The 18,702-nt window shown below is 67.5% G+C and carries 20 protein-coding genes; 8 read left to right on the top strand and 12 right to left on the bottom strand.

Features of this window, described 5'->3' with window-relative positions:
• Nucleotides 1–72: 72 nt before the first annotated feature.
• Nucleotides 73–1,914 (top strand): TonB-dependent vitamin B12 receptor, encoded by a 1,842-nt coding sequence (gene btuB / locus ABE424_RS12055; RefSeq protein WP_346491829.1) that lies wholly within the window; start codon nt 73–75, stop codon nt 1,912–1,914.
• A 76-nt stretch (nt 1,915–1,990) separates the two neighbouring features.
• On the opposite strand, the gene gph is transcribed toward btuB, so the two are convergent.
• Complete coding sequence (gph, locus tag ABE424_RS12050; protein ID WP_346491828.1) at nt 1,991–2,641, bottom strand: phosphoglycolate phosphatase; 651 nt, start codon at nt 2,639–2,641, stop codon at nt 1,991–1,993.
• 85 nt (nt 2,642–2,726) lie between these two features.
• A complete protein-coding gene (locus ABE424_RS12045; protein ID WP_346491827.1) occupies nt 2,727–3,629 on the bottom strand; it encodes a LysR family transcriptional regulator in 903 nt (300 codons plus the stop codon).
• 96 nt (nt 3,630–3,725) lie between these two features.
• On the opposite strand from ABE424_RS12045, the gene ABE424_RS12040 reads away from it, so the two are divergent.
• Entirely contained in the window at nt 3,726–4,364 is a 639-nt protein-coding gene (locus tag ABE424_RS12040; RefSeq protein ID WP_346491826.1) for an NAD(P)H-binding protein, read from the top strand.
• Nucleotides 4,365–4,415: 51 nt separating this feature from the next.
• On the top strand, nt 4,416–5,339 hold the full coding sequence (locus tag ABE424_RS12035; protein WP_346491825.1) for an MBL fold metallo-hydrolase: 924 nt from the start codon (nt 4,416–4,418) through the stop codon (nt 5,337–5,339).
• A gap of 291 nt (nt 5,340–5,630) precedes the next feature.
• Here the strand turns inward: ABE424_RS12035 and dinB are convergent, their stop codons facing one another.
• Nucleotides 5,631–6,713 (bottom strand): DNA polymerase IV, encoded by a 1,083-nt coding sequence (gene dinB, locus ABE424_RS12030; protein ID WP_346491824.1) that lies wholly within the window; start codon nt 6,711–6,713, stop codon nt 5,631–5,633.
• 231 nt (nt 6,714–6,944) lie between these two features.
• On the opposite strand from dinB, the gene fabA reads away from it, so the two are divergent.
• Nucleotides 6,945–7,460, top strand: a complete 516-nt coding sequence (gene fabA, locus ABE424_RS12025; protein WP_070471641.1) for a 3-hydroxyacyl-[acyl-carrier-protein] dehydratase FabA — start codon at nt 6,945–6,947, stop codon at nt 7,458–7,460.
• On the top strand, nt 7,460–8,668 hold the full coding sequence (gene fabB / locus ABE424_RS12020) for a beta-ketoacyl-ACP synthase I (RefSeq protein WP_176990647.1): 1,209 nt from the start codon (nt 7,460–7,462) through the stop codon (nt 8,666–8,668). Before fabA ends, fabB begins: the two co-directional genes overlap by 1 nt.
• A gap of 76 nt (nt 8,669–8,744) precedes the next feature.
• On the opposite strand, the gene ABE424_RS12015 is transcribed toward fabB, so the two are convergent.
• The 3 genes from ABE424_RS12015 to ABE424_RS12005 are packed head-to-tail and all read right to left on the bottom strand — an operon-like array spanning nt 8,745 to nt 11,256.
• Nucleotides 8,745–9,437, bottom strand: coding sequence for an HAD family phosphatase (locus tag ABE424_RS12015; protein WP_346491823.1), 693 nt, complete (start codon nt 9,435–9,437; stop codon nt 8,745–8,747).
• On the bottom strand, nt 9,434–10,138 hold the full coding sequence (locus ABE424_RS12010) for a pseudouridine synthase (RefSeq protein WP_346491822.1): 705 nt from the start codon (nt 10,136–10,138) through the stop codon (nt 9,434–9,436). The genes ABE424_RS12015 and ABE424_RS12010 overlap by 4 nt, the downstream gene beginning before the upstream one ends.
• Nucleotides 10,135–11,256, bottom strand: a complete 1,122-nt coding sequence (locus ABE424_RS12005; protein ID WP_346491821.1) for a class I SAM-dependent methyltransferase — start codon at nt 11,254–11,256, stop codon at nt 10,135–10,137. Before ABE424_RS12005 ends, ABE424_RS12010 begins: the two co-directional genes overlap by 4 nt.
• A gap of 142 nt (nt 11,257–11,398) precedes the next feature.
• Between ABE424_RS12005 and ABE424_RS12000 the strand changes: the two genes are divergently transcribed.
• The gene (locus ABE424_RS12000; protein WP_123731285.1) at nt 11,399–11,662 is read left to right on the top strand and encodes a hypothetical protein; all 264 of its coding nucleotides are present in this window, start codon (nt 11,399–11,401) and stop codon (nt 11,660–11,662) included.
• Nucleotides 11,663–11,695: 33 nt separating this feature from the next.
• Here ABE424_RS12000 and ABE424_RS11995 read toward each other — a convergent pair whose 3' ends face one another.
• Entirely contained in the window at nt 11,696–11,986 is a 291-nt protein-coding gene (locus ABE424_RS11995; RefSeq protein ID WP_346491820.1) for a DUF3247 family protein, read from the bottom strand.
• Nucleotides 11,987–12,053: 67 nt separating this feature from the next.
• Entirely contained in the window at nt 12,054–14,054 is a 2,001-nt protein-coding gene (locus ABE424_RS11990) for an ATP-binding protein (protein WP_241696610.1), read from the bottom strand.
• Nucleotides 14,055–14,272: 218 nt separating this feature from the next.
• Between ABE424_RS11990 and ABE424_RS11985 the strand changes: the two genes are divergently transcribed.
• The gene (locus tag ABE424_RS11985) at nt 14,273–14,839 is read left to right on the top strand and encodes a DUF3016 domain-containing protein (protein WP_346491819.1); all 567 of its coding nucleotides are present in this window, start codon (nt 14,273–14,275) and stop codon (nt 14,837–14,839) included.
• 8 nt (nt 14,840–14,847) lie between these two features.
• Here the strand turns inward: ABE424_RS11985 and alr are convergent, their stop codons facing one another.
• Nucleotides 14,848–15,921, bottom strand: a complete 1,074-nt coding sequence (gene alr, locus ABE424_RS11980) for an alanine racemase (RefSeq protein WP_346491818.1) — start codon at nt 15,919–15,921, stop codon at nt 14,848–14,850.
• Nucleotides 15,900–17,210: a D-amino acid dehydrogenase gene (locus tag ABE424_RS11975; RefSeq protein ID WP_346489240.1), complete on the bottom strand. Its 1,311-nt coding sequence runs from the start codon at nt 17,208–17,210 to the stop codon at nt 15,900–15,902. Before ABE424_RS11975 ends, alr begins: the two co-directional genes overlap by 22 nt.
• 149 nt (nt 17,211–17,359) lie before the next feature.
• Here ABE424_RS11975 and ABE424_RS11970 point away from each other — a divergent pair, with 149 nt between their 5' ends.
• On the top strand, nt 17,360–17,839 hold the full coding sequence (locus tag ABE424_RS11970; protein WP_019185754.1) for an Lrp/AsnC ligand binding domain-containing protein: 480 nt from the start codon (nt 17,360–17,362) through the stop codon (nt 17,837–17,839).
• Between the two features lie 70 nt (nt 17,840–17,909).
• On the opposite strand, the gene ABE424_RS11965 is transcribed toward ABE424_RS11970, so the two are convergent.
• Nucleotides 17,910–18,080 (bottom strand): lana protein, encoded by a 171-nt coding sequence (locus ABE424_RS11965; protein WP_176990639.1) that lies wholly within the window; start codon nt 18,078–18,080, stop codon nt 17,910–17,912.
• 173 nt (nt 18,081–18,253) lie between these two features.
• Complete coding sequence (locus ABE424_RS11960) at nt 18,254–18,676, bottom strand: classical arabinogalactan protein 4 (protein WP_346491817.1); 423 nt, start codon at nt 18,674–18,676, stop codon at nt 18,254–18,256.
• Nucleotides 18,677–18,702 lie beyond the last annotated feature (26 nt).

Raw genomic sequence — 18,702 nt, 5'->3', positions numbered from 1 at the left:
CGTCGATGGCCCCTGCAGCGCGATCATCCCCACCCCTTGCCGCGCGGGCGTGCGCGGTGCATGGAGTCATCGATGAAGCTGCAAACCCGCGTTCTTTCCCTGGCCGTGCTGTCGGCCCTGCCCTTGCTGGCGTCCGCACAGGACGATGCCACCGCACTGGACCAGGTGCTGGTCACCGCCACCCGCACCCCGATCGCCCTGCAGGACAGCATCTCGCCGGCACAGGTCATCGACCGCGCCGAGATCGAGCGCAGCCAGGCGCCGTCGCTGCAGGATCTGCTGCGCGGCCGTGCCGGCATCAACCTCAACAACAGCGGTGGCCTGGGCAAGCAGAGCTCGCTGTTCCTGCGCGGCACCAATTCAGCCCACACCCTGGTGCTGGTCGATGGCGTGCGCATCAACACCGGCGACCTCGGCCTGGCCATGATCCAGGACCTGCCGCTGGCGCAGATCGAGCGCATCGAAATCGTGCGGGGTCCGCAGTCCAGTCTGTACGGCGCCGATGCGATCGGTGGCGTGATCCAGATCTTCACCCGTCGCAACGCCGGCCAGTTCGCGCCGCACCTGCAGCTCGGTGGTGGCAGCAACGGCCTGCGTGAGGCCAGCGGCGGTTTCGGCGGCAGTGGCGCGCGTGGCTGGTTCGGCACCGACATCGCCTACCAGCACACCGATGGCATCAACGCCTGCCGCGGCTCGGTGTCGCCGTTCGCCGGGTGCGGCGCCGATGAGCCCGACCGCGACGGCTACCGCAACCTGTCGATGAGCCTGCGCGGCGGCTATGCGCTGACCGATACGCTGAGCCTGGAAGGCACCGCGCTGCGTGCCGAAGGCGAGAACCATTACGACGGTTACTACAACTACTCCGAGACCCTGCAGCAGGTGCTCGGCGGCAAGCTGCGCTACACGCCCAGCGAGCGCTTCAACCTGACCGTGAATGTCGGCCGCGCCGACAACGAATCGGACAACTTCAACGACGACACCTGGCTGGGCAACGCGCAGACCCACCGCGACAGCGCCTCGGTGCAGGCCGATATCGGCATCGCCGAGGGCCAGCTGCTGAGCGCCGGCATGGACTGGAGCCAGGACAACCTGGACGGCAGCAGCGCCGGTTACCTGGTCGACAGCCGCGACAACACCGGCGTGTTCGTGCAGTACCAGGGTCGCTTCGGCGCACACCACCTGCAGGCCAGCGTGCGCAACGACGACAACGAGCAGTTCGGCAACCACACCACCGGCAGCCTCGGCTGGGGCCTGGAGCTGGGCAGCGGGTTCCGCCTCAACGCCAGCTACGGCACCGCGTTCAAGGCGCCGACCTTCAGCGACCTCTACGACCCGTGGAGCGGCGTGCCGACCCTGGATCCGGAGAAGTCCAAGAGCGCGAACGTCGGCATCGCCCAGCAGGGCGACGGCTGGCGCTGGGGCGTGGACGTGTACGAAACCCGCATCGATGACCTGATCACCTACGACGCGACCACCTTCATGATGTCGCAGGTCGAAAAGGCCCGCATCCGCGGTGCCGAACTGACCGGTGCGATCACCGTCGCCGGGTTCGACCTCAACGCACAGCTCAGCCACACCGACCCGCGCAACCGCACCGACGGCAGCGCGCAGTTCGACAACTGGCTCGCGCGCCGCGCACAGAACACGGCACGCCTGGACGTGGATCGCCGCTTCGGTGACGTCCGCGCCGGCCTCACCGCCAACGGCGCCGGCAAGCGCTACGACGACGCGGCCAACAGCGTGCGCCTGGGTGGCTACGGCACCCTCGACCTGCGTCTGGAATACGCCCTGACCCGCGACTGGTCGGTGCTGGGTCGGGTCAGCAACGTGTTCGATCGCGAGTACGAAACCGTCGCCTGGTACAACCAGCCCGGCCGCGAGTACCGCCTGAGCGTGCGTTACCAGCCGAAATAAGGCATCCGGACGGCGGCACCGCCGCCGTCCCGGCCCAGGTAGGTGCCGACCGTTGGTCGGCACACGCCTCGATGCGTCACAGCACCAGCAGTTCCCGCAGATCATCCACCACGGCAACCGCCGCGACGGTATCCAGGTCCAGCCCACGCGGATACCCATACCGCACCAGCGCCACCGGCATGCCCGCATCCACCGCGGCACGGTAATCGGTAATCGAATCACCCACCATCAGGGCCGCCTCGACGGCCACGCCGAACTGCGCCGCGATGTGCCGCAACGGCGCACCACTCGGCTTGCGCTCCCGCAGTGAATCCCCGCCCAGCACCAGCGCGAATGCGTCCTGCAGACCGAAGTGCTGGAGCAACGGCGCCACCAGCGCCGACGGCTTGTTGGTGCAGATCGCCAGCGTCACCGAACGTGCGCGCAAGGCAGCCACCGTTTCGGCGACACCATCGAACAGACGCGGGCTGCGCAACAGGCACGCTTCGTAGTGCCGCATGAAACCCGGCATCACCTTGTCCAGATCGATATCACTGCCGGCCGCGGAGAACGCCTGCTCGACCAGCCGCCGCACGCCATCCCCGATCCACGTCAACACCGTCGCCTCCGGCACGCGCGGCAACTGCCAGTCCTGCAGCGTGCGGTTGAGCGCTTCGGCGATATCGGCAGCGCTGTCCACCAGCGTGCCATCCAGATCGAACACCACCAACGGGTACGGATAAGACAAGAGGACACTCACTTCAACGACGTGGGGAGGCCATTGTAAGGTCGGCCCTGCGCGTTCCAGCTCATGCGCCGTTGACGTCCGGCGCTCAGAGCGACGCCAGGAACCGTGGACTGCTGAACCGCTCCACCAGGAAATCCAGGAAGCTGCGCATGATCGTCGGCAACTGCCGGCGAGACGCATATACCGCGTGGATGCCCAGCCCTTCGACCTCGTAATCCGGCAACACTTCGATCAGTTCGCCACTGCGCAGCAACGGGGCGATCTGGTACGTCGGCAACATCGCGATACCCGCACCGGCGCGCACCGCTTCGAGCAGCAGCGACGCCTCATTGGCACTGATGTTGCCCCCCACCGCCACCGCGATCTTCCGTCCGTCGCGCTGCAGATGCCACACGCTCTTGCCGACGTAGTGATGGGTCAGGCAGTTGTGCGCCGCCAAGCCGTCGGCCGTGGTCGGCGTGCCGCGCTCGGCCAGGTACGCCGGCGCCGCGCACAGCACCGAACGGCACGGCGCCAACGGCCGCGCGATCAGGCTCGGATCGATCGCGCGCGAAATGCGGACGGCGATATCCACGCGCTCTTCGACCAGATTCACCACCCGATCGACGAGGAGCAGTTCGACCCGCGTCAGTGGATGCCGTTTGACGAACTCGGCTACCGCCGCGGCCAGGTGGATCTGCCCGAACGAGACACTCGCAGTGACCCGCAGCAGCCCGTGCGGCTCGGGGTTGTCGGTGGCCAGCTCACCGCGCAACTCATCGCCGATCGCCAGCATCTGGCGGAAGCGCAGCAGCGCCGCCTCGCCCGGCCCGGTCAGGCTGATCCGGCGCGTGGTCCGGTGCAGCAGCCGCGCGCCCAGCCAGCGCTCCACCTCGGCCAGATAGCGCGTCACCATCGCCCGCGACATCTCCAGCGCCTCGGCCGCCGCCGTCAGGCTGCCGCGCTCGGCGACCTCGACGAACACGTTCATGGCGGTCATCCGGTCCATTTGATCGATCCGTGCAACAAATTAGGCCGTTATACGCGGTTTTTCGTTCGATTCCAGAGGCATACGCTGGCCTTCCTTCCTCAACGGACCTTCCCCATGAAAATCGCGCTTGTTGGTGCCACCGGCAACATCGGCCGTGAAATCGCCCGCCAGGCTCTCGCCCGCGGCCATCAGGTCACCGCCATCGTGCGTCGCGAGACCGACCTCCCGGCTGAACTGGACGGCGCCCAGCTGGCCGTGGCCGCGCTGGATGACACCGACGCGCTGGCCGCCGTGATCGCCGGCCATGACGTCCTGGCCAGCGCCTTCGGCCCGCGCCCGGGCGATGCCCCCACCACGGTGACCACCACCAGTGCCGCGCTGGTCGCCGCTGCGCGCCAGGCCGGCGTGCCCCGCTTCATCATGGTCGGTGGCGCCGGCAGCCTGGACGTCGCCCCCGGCGTGCAGCTGGTGGACACCGAGGGCTTCCCGGACGCCTACAAGCCGGTCGCCCTGGCCGCCCGCGAAACGCTGACGCAGCTGCGCGCCGTCGACGACCTCGACTGGACCTTCTACTCCCCCGCCGCCGAAATCGGCCCGGGCCCGCAGCGTGGCGGCTTCCGCACCCAGGCCAGGAATTTCCTGGTCGGCGATGACGGCCACAGCCGGATCAGCTACGCCGACTACGCCGACGCCTTCGTCAGCGAGATCGAAACCCCGCAGTACCTCCGCCAGATCGCCACCGTCGCGTACTGAGCCCTGCCCGCCCCGGCGTTCCCCGCCGGGGCCCTGGATGGAACCCACCGCATGTCCATGCTCTCCCGCGCCCCCCTCGCCCTCAGCCTGGCCCTGATCACCGGCCTCACCGCCCTCGCGCCGGCCAGCAGCCACGCCCGCCCGGCCGCGACCGCCCCGGCCCAGGCCGCTCCCCTCGCGGTGCGGCCCTATCATCCCGGCGACGACGCCCTGTTCGCGGTCTCGTCCACCCTGATCACCGGCCGCCACGACGCCATCCTCGTCGACGCCCAGTTCGCCGCCACCGATGCCGCGCAACTCGTCCAGCGCATCCGTGATTCCGGCAAACGGCTGACCACGATCTACATCAGCCACGGCGACCCCGACTACTACTTCGGCCTGGCCACCCTGCAGGACGCCTTCCCCGACGCCCGCATCCTCGCCACCCCCGCGACCGTTGCCCACATCAACGCCACCCAGGCCGCCAAACTCGCGTACTGGGGCCCGCAGATGGGCGCAGGCAAACCCACCCGCATCGTCATCCCCAAACCCCTCGACGGCGACACCCTCACCCTCGAAGGCCAGCCGATCAGGATCATCGGCCTCACCGGCCCCACCCCCGACCGCACCGTCCTGTGGATTCCCACCCTCCACACCGTCCTCGGCGGCATCCCGGTCGTCGCCGGCGAACACGTCTGGATGGCCGACACCCAGAGCGCCCAATCGCACGCGCACTGGCTGCAGACACTGGCAACCATCAAGGCACTGAAGCCCACCCGCGTCATCCCCGGCCATTACGCAGCCGATGCCCCCCTCGACATCAGCGCAGTGGATTTCACCGCCGACTACATCCGCGCCTTCGACGAAGAAACCACACGCAGCAAAGATGCCAACGCACTGATCGCCGCCATGAAAAAACGGTATCCAAACCTGGCTGGCGAGAGCTCACTGGAACTGAGCGCGAAAGTAGCCAAGGGCGAAATGCAGTGGCCGTAAAGACGCATCCGTAGAAACCAAACGTCATTCGCGAAATTCGAAACGCACGACGCGTTTCCCCTCTGCGCACCGACCCAGTGTCGGAGGGACGGCGCGGGTGGGGTATCGGGACCGTGTGTTGCCATGGATGGCAACACACGAGCTTACAGGGACGTACTTGCAGCGGGTCCCGATACCCCACCCGCGTCGTCCCAAATCCTCATCACCCAGACACCAACGCATCAGCCGTTGACGTTGACGTTGACGTTGACGTTGACGTTGCCGTTGCCGTCACCGCAAACAGAAAAACCGTCAGCCATCACCCAGGTAATCAAACAACCCCGGCTGGCGCACCACCTCCCGCTCCCGGAATCCCCCCAACCCCACCCCCACCAACCGATACCGCGTCTCCAACGGCAACTCCACCCGCGCCCGCAACCCCAACGCAATCTCCCGCAGCTCCTCCAACGAATCCGGCGGCGACTCCGGCGTAAAACTGCGCGTAATGATCCGGAACTGCGACGTCTTCAACTTCAACACCACCGTATGCCCCACCCGGTCCGTCTTCCGCGTCGCCTGCCAGGTCTTCTCCGCCAACTGCACGATCGCCGGCGCCAGATCCTCCAGCAACAGATCCTCCGCGAACGTATCCTCCGACGAAATCGACTGCACCGGCTGGTCCGGCTCCACCGGCCGCTCATCCACGCCGCGCGCACGATTGAACAACCGTCCCCCGAACGTCCCGAACCGCGCCTCCAGTTCCTCCAGCGGCAGCGTACGCAGATCGCCCACCGTGGCCACGCCCAGCTCCGCCAGCTTCGCCGCCATCACCTTGCCCACGCCCGGCACACGGTTCACCGGCAGCGGCGTCAGGAACTGCTCGATACGATGCGGCGGCACCACGAACTGCCCATCCGGCTTGCGCCAATCCGATGCGATCTTGGCCAGGAACTTGTTCGGCGCGATCCCCGCCGAGGCCGTCAACTGCGTCTCCTCGCGGATCTGCGCACGGATGATCTGCGCGATCTCCGTCGCCACCGTCATCCCGCCCTTGTGTTCGGTCACATCCAGATACGCCTCATCCAGCGACAGCGGCTCCACCAGGTCCGTATGCCGCAGGAAAATCTCGCGCACCTGGCGTGAGACCGCCTTGTAGCGCACGAAATCCGGCGGCACGAACACCGCATCCGGACACAGCCGCTCCGCGCGCACCGCTGGCATCGCCGAACGCACCCCGAACACCCGTGCCTCGTAGGACGCCGCGCAGACGACCGAGCGCATTCCCCGCCACGCCACGACCACCGGCTTGCCCCGCAAGGAAGGGTCGTCACGCTGCTCCACGGACGCGTAGAAGGCGTCCATGTCGACGTGAATGATCTTGCGGGGGCGGGACACGGGCGTCGGCACTCGGATTCAGATGAACAAGATTACAGCCACACGCCGCAGTATGGTTGTTGGATAACAACGACATGCGTTTTTGAACCTGAAAACACTACGGCGGCGTACGGTTAAAACGTTTGATTGAATCACTTTTTCTCATGCACTCTTGAGCACTTGCTTCATGCAAGAGCAGTCGACCTGTGGTCGGCTCACCCCGATGACAACTTCTTCAGGATTGCGTTTTCCATGACTCGTCTCAACGCGTTCTCGCGCGACCAGCTGCTGGCCAGCGCCCGCGGTGAACTGTTCGGCCCGGGCAGCGGCCGCCTGCCCAATGATCCGATGCTGATGTTTGATCGCATCACCGACATCCGCGAGGACGGCGGTCCCCATGGCAAAGGCATGGTACGCGCGGAACTGGATATCCGCCCTGACCTGTGGTTCTTCGACTGTCACTTCCTCGGCGACCCGGTCATGCCCGGCTGCCTCGGCCTGGATGCCATGTGGCAGCTGACCGGCTTCTTCCTGACCTGGATCGGTGCGCCCGGCCGTGGCCGCGCCCTGGGCTGCGGCGAAGTCAAATTCACCGGCCAGGTGCTGCCGAGCGCCAAGCGCGTCACCTACGAAATCGACATCTCGCGCGTCATCAACCGCAAGCTGGTGATGGCACAGTCCGATGCCCGCATGCTGGTGGACGGTCGCGAAATCTATTCTGCCAAGGACCTGCGTGTAGGTCTGTTCACTTCCACTGAGAACTTCTGATGCGTCGCGTCGTCATTACCGGAATGGGCATCACCTCGTGCCTGGGCAACGATCTGGACACCGTGTCCTCGGCACTGCGTGAAGGCCGCGCCGGCATCCGCCACCTGCCCGATCACGCCGAAGCCGGCCTGCGCAGCCACGTGGGCGGCAATATCGAGCTGGACCTGGACGCGCAGATCGACCGCAAGGTGAAGCGCTTCATGAGCGATGCCTCGGCCTACGCCTACATCGCCATGCGCGACGCCATCGCCGACGCCGGGCTGGATGAAGCACAGGTGGCTAATCCGCGTACCGGCCTGATCGCCGGCTCCGGCGGTGGCTCCAGCCAGTGGCAGGTGGAATCGGCCGACATCCTGCGTGCGCGTGGCGTGCGCAAGGTCGGCCCGTACATGGTGCCGCGCACGATGTGCTCCACGGTATCGGCCTGCCTGGCCACCGCGTTCCAGATCAAGGGCCTGAGCTACTCGCTGTCGGCCGCCTGCGCCACCTCGGCGCATTGCATCGGCGCCGCCGCGGACCTGATCCGTCATGGCGCGCAGGACGTGATGTTCGCCGGTGGCGGTGAAGACCTGCACTGGTCGATGAGCGTGATGTTCGATGCGATGGGCGCGCTGTCGACCCGTTTCAACGAGACCCCCGCCTCGGCCTCGCGCCCGTACGACAAGGACCGCGACGGCTTCGTCATCGCCGGTGGCGGCGGCATGCTGGTGCTGGAAGACTACGACCACGCCGTGGCCCGTGGTGCCCGCATCTATGCCGAGCTGGTCGGCTACGGTGTCACCTCCGATGGTGCCGACATGGTCGCCCCGTCCGGTGAAGGCGCGGTGCGCTGCATGAACATGGCGATGGAGCACATCACCGCCCCGATCGACTACCTCAACACGCACGGCACCTCGACCCCGCTGGGCGACGTCACCGAGCTGAAGGCCGTGCGTGAAGTGTTCGGCGAGAGCATTCCGCCGCTGTCCTCGACCAAGGCGCTGTCCGGCCATTCGCTGGGCGCGGCAAGCGTGCACGAAGCGATCTACTGCCTGCTGATGATGCGCGACGGCTTCATCGCCGGCTCCGCCAACATCGGCGAGCTGGATCCGCTGGTCGAAGGCTTCCCGATCGTGCAGCAGACCCAGCCGGCACAGCTGAACACCGTGATGTCCAACAGCTTCGGCTTTGGCGGCACGAATGCGGCGCTGGTGTTCAGCCGCATCTGAGCAGCGCCTGGATCCGCATGAAAAAGCCCGGCCATGTGCCGGGCTTTTTCGTGGTCCAGACGGGCGACGGCGTTCGTTACCGCGCGCCGGTCACCGGCAACAACGGCACCAGCAACTGCCGCGCATCCAGCAGCGAATCGACGATGCGATGCCCCAGCGCGCGCAGTTCCTCGTCCGGATGCACCAGGTCCGGCACCTGGATCGCGGTCATACCCGCACCCACCGCCGCGCGGATGCCGGCGGGGGAATCCTCCAGCGCCAGGCAGCGCGCCGGGTCCTTGCCCAGCTTCTGCGCCGCCAGCAGATAGATGTCCGGGGCCGGCTTGGGATGCGACACGTCGCTGCTGGTCACCACCACCTCGAAGAACGGCAGCAGCCCGGCCGCCGCCAGCTTGCGCGAGGCACGCGGCTGCCGCGTCGAGGTCGCCACCGCACGCGGAATGCCGTGTTCGTGCAGCAGCTGCAGGATTTCCAGGATGCCCGGACGCAGCGGCAGCCCCTGCTGCGTACGCGCCTCGTACAGGTCATGACAGCGCGCGAACAGCGCAGCGACCTGCGCGGCATCCATCGTCTGCAGCAGCAGGCGTTCGCAATCGCGATCACCCAGGCCCACCATGCGCAGCCAGAACCCCTCCGGGAACGGCAGCGCCAGTTCCTGCGCCGCCTGCGACCAGCACGCGACCGAGACCCGCTCGCTGTCGATCATCAGGCCGTCCATGTCGAAGATGACGGCGTCGGGCAGGAACGGCAGCGCGGCGAAGGCTGTCATGGGACGTTGAACAGCGTCTCGAGATCGGCCGCATCCAGCATGCGCCACTCGCCTTCCGGCAGCCCGCCCAGCGAGAGCCCGCCGATGCGGCTGCGGTGCAGTGCCTCGACGTGGTTGCCGACCGCCGCGAACATGCGGCGGGCCTGGTGGTAGCGGCCTTCATGCAGCACCAGCTGCGCCTGGCGCGGCCCGTTGACGTGCAGCTCGGCCGGCAGCAGCGGCTTGTCATCCGATTCCAGCAGCAGCGTGCCGCTGGCGAAGCGCGCGGTTTCATCGCCGCGCAGGTCTTCGGCCAGAGTGACCTCGTAGGCCTTGTCCAGGCGCGACTTCGGCGACACGATCCGGTGCAGCAGCGCGCCGTCGTCGGTCATCAGCAGCATCCCGCTGGTATCGCGGTCCAGCCGCCCCACCGAGGACAGCACCGGCGCACGGTCGCGATAGCGCGGCGGCAGCAGGTCGTAGATCAGCCGGCCCTTGTCCTTGGTCGAGCAGGTATAGCCGCGCGGTTTGTGCAGCAGCAGGGTCAGGCCCTGCGGCGAGTCCAGCGGCTCGCCCTCGACCCGGATCGCCTCATGCGCGACCGCGTCGTCGGCGTACAGCACCTCGCCCTCGGCATCGGTGATCAGGCCGGCGCGGAACATCCCCTGCACCTGCTTGCGGCTGCCATAACCGAGGTTGGCCAACAGCTTGACCAGCTTCATGCGCGGCCTCCGCGGCCCCACTTCGGCTCGGTGCTGCGCGGCGTCCGGACCGGCGTGGCGTTCTTGCTGGCCTTGGTCGCTTCGATCAGCTTGAAGCCATCGCGCTCGGCGGCCACGCGGACCTGGCCGAAGCTCTCGTTGAGGATCTGCTCGTACGGCAGGTGGCGGTTGGCCACCAGCCACATCCGGCCGCCCGGGCGCAGCGCCTGCGCGGCCACGGCGATGAAGCGCTGGCCGATGTCGGGACGGTCGGCGCGGGACGGGGTGTGGAACGGCGGGTTGGTCACGATGAAGTCGTACTCGCCGTCGATCCCGGCGGTGACGTCCTGCCAGTGGTAGGCCAGCGCCGCCGGCTTGCCGAGCGCGCCGAGGTTCTCGCGGGCCAGCGCCAGCGCGCGGCCTTCGGCCTCGTACAGGTCCAGCGCGGTCACGTTCGGGCAGCGCGCCAGCACTTCGGCGGACAGATAGCCGAAGCCGGCGCCCAGGTCGGCGCCACGGCCGGCCAGATCGGCCGGCAGCTGCTCGACCAGCAGGGCCGAGGCCGGGTCGATGCGGTCCCAGGCGAAAATGCCCGGGCGGCTCTGGAAGCGGCCGCCCAGGATCGCGCGCGGCGCGTCCAGCGACGCCCAGCGCTGCGCCAGCGCGGCGTCGTGCTGGCCGTTGAGCGGGGCGGTCCAGTAGGCGCGGCAGTGGTTCTTGGTCAGCTTGCCGCCCAGGCCGGCCAGCTGCTGCAGGTCGCCTTCGCCGGAGCGCGCTCCTTCGTTGTTGTGCTGGCAGGCCACCACGATGCCGCCCGGGGCGGCCAGGGCCAGCGCGCGGGCGAACAGGGCCTTGGCTTCCTCACGCTGGCGCGGCGGCAGCACCAGCACCACCGCGTAGCGGGTGGCATCGGTGGCCAGCGGCTGTTCGTCGCGCACCGTCCAGCCACTGGCTTCCAGCGCATCGGCGAACGGGCGGAAGCTCTGCTCGCAGACCAGCTGGGCCGGCTGGGCGTGCTCGCGCAGCGGGGCGCCATCGCGGGCGCGCAGGAACAGCACGGGGCCGGCGGGCCAGGACAGCACGCCACTGGCGAACGGCAGGAACAGGGTTTCCAGGGGAGCGTCGTGCTGGGCAGCCATGCGGGGGGCACATCTTGAAAGAGGCCGCCATTCTACCGGTTCGCCCCGCCCCACCCGGATTTGCGTTTATTCAACGTCCTGTTGATGCCCTGACAACATCCAAACCGGCAGGGTGGAGCCTCACTTCCCGTGGAGATGGCTCATGCGTGCATTGTTCGTCGGTGGCGTAGTCGACAACAGCGAGATGGACATGGAGGGCAGCCAACCACCGGTGCATTACCCCGAAGACACTGGCGGCGGCCATTCGCGCTACCGGCTCCACCAGGTCGGCAAAACGGCCGACGGCAGCGTGGCCTATGCGGTCTATGGCGCCCCGGACCTGGCCGATGAAGAAGTGGCCCGGATTGCCGATGAGCGGGCCTACGCGCGCCGTTTCGAGGCCGAACCCAGCGAATTCATCCACTGATCCCGTCTCTGGCGGCGCGCCTGCCCACCGCGATCACTCGCGGTAGGGCAGCTGCCGGATGGCCTTGATCTGGTCCAGCCACACCACGTGCTGCTGCACCGGGGTGTCCAGATCGTCCAGCCGCAGCTGGCCATTGCTGCCTTCGTTCTCGTCGGCGTCGCGGTACTGCTGCAGCGTCGGCTGCACGGCAACGGTGCCGAGCAGGCGGCTGCCATCGTCAAGCGTGAGTTCGACCTGGGTCTGGCCATGCAGCTGCGGCAGCAGCGCTTCCAGGGCCGCGATGGCGGCCGGATCGGTGTGGATGCGGGGGGCGTAACGGGACATGGCAACTCCTGTGGCGTACGCCTCAGTGTGCCCGTGGCGGCGTCAACACACCGCCAACGGCGGACGCTCAGCGCCCGCCAAGCACGCCGCGCACAGCGGCGACCAGCTGGGCCACCGAATACGGCTTGGCCACATGTTCCTGGAAGCCCGACGCGAGAGCGCGCTTGCGATCGTCGGCACGCGCCAGCGCGGTCACCGCCACGGCGGGCAGCGCATCAGGCTCGACCCCCATGTTGTCGCGCAGCGTGCGGACCAGCCCGTAGCCATCCATGCCCGGCATGCCGATATCGGTCAGCAGCGCGTCGATGCCCTCATGCCCGTTCTCGTTGAGCAGGGCCAGCGCTTCCCCGGCCGAGGAGGCCGTGGTGACCGAGGCACCCTGTTCCTCCAGCAGCCGCCGCAGGTACTCCAGCACTTCGGGCTGGTCTTCCACGGCCAGCAGGTGCAGGCCCTTGAGCGGATACGGTTCGATGATCTGCTCGGTGATCGGGCCACTGAACACTTCGCGCAGCGGACGACCGTCAGCCTGTGGCTGATAGCGCGGCAGGCGCACGTTGAAGCTCGCCCCCTGCCCGTGGCCCTCGCTGCTGGCCGCGACCACGCCGCCATGCAGTTCGACCAGCTGCTGCACGATCGCCAGCCCCAGCCCCAACCCGCCGTGGCGGCGCGTAGTGGTGCCGTCGGCCTGGCGGAAGCGGCTGAACAGATGGCGCAGGAATTCCGGTGCGATACCGTCGCCGGAATCGGTCACGGTGATCGACCACTGCCCACCGTCGGCGGCCAGGGTCAGGATCACGCGCCCTTCGGCGGGGGTGAACTTGATCGCGTTGGAGAGCAGGTTCCACAGCACCTGCTGCAGGCGCGTGGCATCGCCGAGCACCAGGCAGGGCTCGTCGGGCATCACCAGTTCCATCGAGAGCGCTTTGCCTTCGGCGACCAGCTCCTGCGCGCGCATCGCTTCTTCCAGCTGCGCACGCAGATCCAGCATCTCCACTTCCAGCTGGACCTTGCCCAGCAGCATGCTGCTCAGGTCCAGCATGTCCGAGATCAGGCGTTTCTGCGCCATCGCACTGTTGGCGATCACGCCCAGTCCCTTGTACATCGGGCTGGTGTTGTCGATGCGCTGCAGCAGCAGTTCGCTCCAGCCCAGGATGGTGGTCAGCGGCGTGCGCAGCTCGTGCGACAGCGTGGCCAGGAACTCATCCTTCAAGCGCGCCATGTTCTCGGCAGCGCTGCGTGCGGCGCGTTCGGACTGCAGCAGTTCCTCGCGCGCCATTTCGATCTCGCGGCGCTCGGTCACGTCCGGACTGCTGCCGGCCAGGCCGATGAAACGGCCCATCCGCGAGAAGCGCGGACGCGCATTCATTTCCAGCCAGCGCCACTGGCCATCGGCGCGGCGGCCGCGGACCAGCGCATGCATGGAGCGCTGCGACTTCAGCGCTTCCTGCAGTTCGTAATCGAACACCGAGGCATCATCGGGATGCACCAGCCCACGCCAGACATCATCCGGCACGCGCTGCTCATCGCCGCCAAAGAACTCACTGAAAGCGCTGTTGACGAAGCGCGAATGGCCGCGCTCATCCAGCACCCAGACCGGCATCGGCAGGCCATCGGCCAGCGCACTGAAGCGCGCCTCGCTTTCGGCCAGCTCCACTTCGATGTGCTTGCGGTTGGTGATGTCGAAGAACACCACGGCCACCAGATGCTCGCCGGGCTCGCCCACCCTGACCGCCTCGACCGAGTACCACCGGTTCAAGGCGCGTGCTTCCATCTCGAACTGCCTGGCCTGGCCGCTCAGTGCCACCTCGCCATAGACACGGTACCAATCCTGCTCATGCCCGGGCTGCAGGCTGCTCATCCGCTGGCCACAGGCGTTGTCGAGCCCGGTGTTACGGGCAAACGCCTCGTTTACCTCGACGAACCGGTAGTCAACGCCGACACCCGCGTCATCGAAGATCACTTCGATGATGCAGAACCCCGCATTCAGGCGTTCAAGTACCGTGCGATACAGGGCCGGATCCGGCGATGAAGCCAGGAAAGAGGCGCGTTCCAACGTCGAAGTGGGCAGGCTGGGCAAGGGCTTCAATGAGGCAACTGGCGAAACAGAGGAGGACAGGATCGGCCAACGCGCGTATTCGCAGCGTCAAGCGCCGAGGGTCGGGGGCAGGCCTGGGTGAATTGGCGCCAACCGCAGAGGCGGAGCATACACGCCTGCATTGTGGGCCACCCGGATCGGGATCACACTGGGCACCTGATCCCACTTGTGATCGCGACCCAGGAGTTGTCATGAACCGCACATCCCTGATCGCCGGCGCGCTGGCTGGCCTGCTGCTCGTCGGCAGTGCCTCCGCCGCCCCGCGCACCGTGACCGACCCGCAGGCCCCACGCGCGCTCCAGGCCGAGGGCCCGGTCCAGGTGACCTGGACCGACCCGGCGCAGTTCACTGAAATCCGCCAGAGCAACAACCGCTTCGAAGCCGAACGCGGCGACTGGGTGCAGCAGCTGGCCAAGTACGTCCAGACCACCGCCGGCAAGGAGCTGCAGCCTGGCCAGACGCTGGACGTGACGTTTACCGACATCAAACGCGCCGGTGATTACGAGCCGTGGCACGGCCCGCGCTCCAACGACATCCGGGTGATGCGCGACATCTATCCGCCGCGCGTGTCGCTGACCTACACCCTCAAGGATGCGCAGGGCCAGGTGATCGGCGAAGGCGAGCGCAAGCTGCAGGACACCGGCTACCTGCACAACATCGGCCGGCAGAGCGACACCGATCCGCTGCGCTACGAGAAGCGCCTGCTGGATGACTGGATCCGGCGCGAGCTGCGCAACCAGGCCACCGCCAGTACCTGAGCCCTCCCTCAGCCGCCGACGTACTCGCGCACGACCCGCTTCACGCCGCACGGCAGCTGGTAGGCACTGACGCCGCACAGCGGTGCCAGCGCCTCGATGCGCGGGGCATCGCCCCACAGCGTCACCGTGCTGCCGATACCCGCCTGCGGCAGGTGGGTGAGGTCGACGGTGAGCATGTCCATCGAGACCCGACCGATCACGATGCCGGGCTGGTCATCGATGCGCACGGGCGTGCCGTTCGGCGCGAACTGCGGGTAGCCATCGGCATAGCCGAGGGCGACCACGCCGACCCGGGTCGGCCGCTGCGCGACGAACCGCGCGCCGTAGCCGACCGGCTCGCCCACCGCGATATCGCGCACCGCGAAGATTTTCGAGCGCATGGTCATGACCGGGCGCAGGCGCTCGGTCAGCGCGGTGTGCGCCGGCATCGGGTTGATCCCGTACAGCATCAGGCCCGGACGGACCCAGTCGCTGCGCACGTCCGGCCAGCCCAGCAGCGCGGGCGAATTGCACAGGCTGGTCTGCCCGGCCAGACCCTCGATGGCGGCGGCAAACACGTCGGCCTGCTCGCGGGTGCGCGGGCTGTCCAGTTCGTCGGCACGCGCCATGTGGGTCATCAGCACCATCGGCCCGACATGCGCCAGCGTGCTCAGCGTGGCATGCGCGGCGCGGAACTCGTCCGGCCACAGGCCCAGGCGATGCATGCCGCTGTCCAGCTTCAACCACACGGTGAGCGTGGCGGTGGTCTGGAACGCGGCGACCGCCTCGACCTGCCACGGCGCGCCGACCGCGAACCACAGATCGTGTTCGACGATCAGCGGCAGCTCATCGGCGTCGAAGAAGCCTTCCAACAGCAGGATCGGACCGGTGATGCCCGCCGCCCGCAGTTCCAGCGCTTCCTCGATGCAGGCCACGCCGAACGCATCGGCCTCGGCCTGCAGCGCACGGGCGCAGCGCACCGCACCGTGGCCGTAGGCATCGGCCTTGATCACTGCAACGGCCTTGCCGCCCCCCAGTTCGCGTGCCAGCCGGTAGTTGCCGCGCAGCGCGTCCAGATCAATCAACGCACGGGCTGGGCGCATGAACTCGACTCACGGTGACGGACGGACGCGGCGTGGTGGGTGTAACGGAAGATATCCAGGCCTTCGGTGCTGATCTGCGGCTGGCGGGCATCCATCAGGTCGGCCAGGTAGCGGCCGGAGCCGCACGCCATGGTCCAGCCCAGGGTGCCGTGGCCGGTATTGAGGAACAGGTTGCGATACGGCGTGGCGCCGACCACGGGCGTGCCATCCGGCGTGGCCGGCCGCAGCCCGGTCCAGAACTCGGCGCGCGACAGATCGCCGCCGTGCGGGTACAGATCGCGCACGACCTTCTCCAGCGTGGCGCGGCGGCGCGGCGAGAGCGACAGGTCGAACCCGCCCACTTCAGCCATGCCACCCACGCGGATGCGGTCGTCGAAGCGGGTCACGGCCACCTTGTAGCTTTCGTCCAGGATGGTCGAGGTCGGGGCCATCGCCGGGTCGGTGATCGGCAGCGTCAGCGAGTAACCCTTGAGCGGGTACACCGGCAGCTGCATGCCCAGCGGCGCGACCAGCGACGGCGAATAGCTGCCGAGCGCGACCACGTAGCGATCGGCGGTTTCCAGCTTGCCGTCGATGCGCACACCGGTGATGCGGTCGCCGTCGCTCTGCAGGCCGGCGATGTCCTGGTCGAAGCGGAATTCGACCCCGGCATCGACACACATCTGCGCCAGGCGGCGGGTGAACAGCTGGCAGTCGCCGGTCTGGTCGCGCGGCAGGCGCAGCGCGCCGACGAGCGTGTCGGCCACGCCGGCCAGCGCCGGTTCGTGGGCGATGATGCCGTCGCGGTCGAGCACCTGATAGGGCACGCCGTACTGCGCCAGCACCTCGATGTCCTGCGCGGAGGCATCCAGCTGCTGCTGGGTACGGAACAGCTGGGTGGTGCCCAGGTCGCGGCCTTCGAACTCGATGCCGGTCTCGCGGCGGAGTTCGTTGAGGCAGTCGCGGCTGTACTCGGACATGCGCACCATGCGCGCCTTGTTGATCGCGTAGCGCTCGTGCGTGCAGTTGCGCAGCATCTGCGCCAGCCAGCGGTACTGGTGCCAGTCCAGGCCCGGGCGGATCGCCAGCGGCGCGTGTTCGGAGAACAGCCACTTGACCGCCTTGAGCGGCACGCCCGGGGCCGCCCACGGCGAGGTATAGCCGAACGACAGCTGGCCTGCGTTGGCGAAACTGGTTTCCAGCGCCGGACCGGGCTGGCGGTCGACGACCGTGACTTCAAACCCGGCCTGCCGCAGGTACCAGGCACTGGTCGTGCCGATCACACCGCTGCCAAGGACTAGAACGCGCATGACACCTCTCCAACCCGATCATTCCCTGCGCAGGAGCACGCCGGGACCATAATTGAGGAAGTATAGTCAGCCACAACCAAGCAATTCGCCTGTTTTTAGAGCCTGAGGCAGGGTATTGTCCTGCCAACAACCTTGAGAGGCTGACGCCGATGGCCGCGCGTGCCCGCGAACTGGACAAGATCGACCGCAAAATCCTGCGCATCCTGCAGGACGAGGGCCGAATCTCCTTCACCGAGCTGGGCGAGCGCGTCGGTCTGTCGACCACGCCCTGCACCGAACGCGTCCGCCGGCTCGAGCGCGACGGCGCGATCACCGGTTACTACGCCAAGCTCGATCCGCATTACCTCAAGGCCAGCCTGCTGGTGTTCGTGGAGATCAGCCTGGCCTACAAGTCCGGCGATATCTTCGAAGAGTTCCGGCGGGCGGCGTTGAAGCTGCCCAACGTGCTGGAATGCCATCTGGTCTCGGGCGATTTCGATTACCTGCTCAAGGCGCGCATCAGCGAGATGGCCTCCTACCGCAAGCTGCTCGGCAGCACGCTGCTGACCCTGCCGCACGTGCGTGAATCCAAGAGCTATATCGTGATGGAAGAGGTCAAGGAAACCCTGACCCTGCCGATCCCGGATTGAGCGCGGGCCGGTTCAAAGCAGAAAGGCGGCGCGCATGTGCGCACCGCCTTCGTTCATTGCGCCAAGCGCATCAGCGCTGCTGTTTCTGGTCCTGATGCTTCTGGTCCTGCTGCTTGCCGCCCTTCTGATTCTGCTGGTCCCACTGCTGCTGGTTCTGCTGGCCGGGCTTCTGGTTCTGCTGCTGACTGCCCTGCTGCTCCTGCGGCGCCTTGCCGGGACTGCGGTTCTGCTGGTTAGCCATGATTGCACTCTTCTCGAAAAACCTCGGGGATGCGCTGTGTTGCGGCGCGGGGACAGGGTCTCGCCGATCCGGTTAATCACAGGCGAAAAATCGGTGAGGCACTCCGTTGACGGCGATGACTGCGGGAACAACGATGTAAACCATTCATCTTGCTCGCAGGCCATGGCCCCCGATTACGGCTTGATCTGCTGGCCGTCGCCGCTGGGGATGGAGTCGTAGTAGCGGCCGGTGCGGGTATCGAGCACACGATTGGGGCTCACCTGGCGGGCCCCGGGAATGATCCGGCCGTGACGGTCGTAGATCTTGCCCTGTACCGCGGGCCCCTGCATCGGCGCGGGCTGCGAAGGGCCTTTGCTCTGGATCGGATGCGTGCGCAGCTGCTGCTGGGTCTGCGCGGACGACCTCACCGGCGCCATCTGCCCGGACAGGCTGTCGACCGGCGCCGGCTGGACGGGGGTGGGCAGCGGCGTGGGCGTCGGCTGAGGCGCGACCACCGGCCGCGTCGCCGTGGGCTTGGGCGGCGGGCCGATCTGCGCGGCCGCGGTCAACGGCAGCAGCACCAGCAGGGCAGCGGCGAGGCGGCGTGGGCGGTACATGGCGGTCTCCCGGCGGCGGTTCAGGT

Origin of the sequence: Stenotrophomonas sp. TWI1149 (assembly GCF_039673155.1) — a bacterium.
Classification (GTDB): Bacteria; Pseudomonadota; Gammaproteobacteria; order Xanthomonadales; family Xanthomonadaceae; genus Stenotrophomonas; species Stenotrophomonas maltophilia_AA.
Note: the sequence above shows the minus strand (reverse complement) of the source record. Positions and strands in the feature narration are given on the sequence as shown.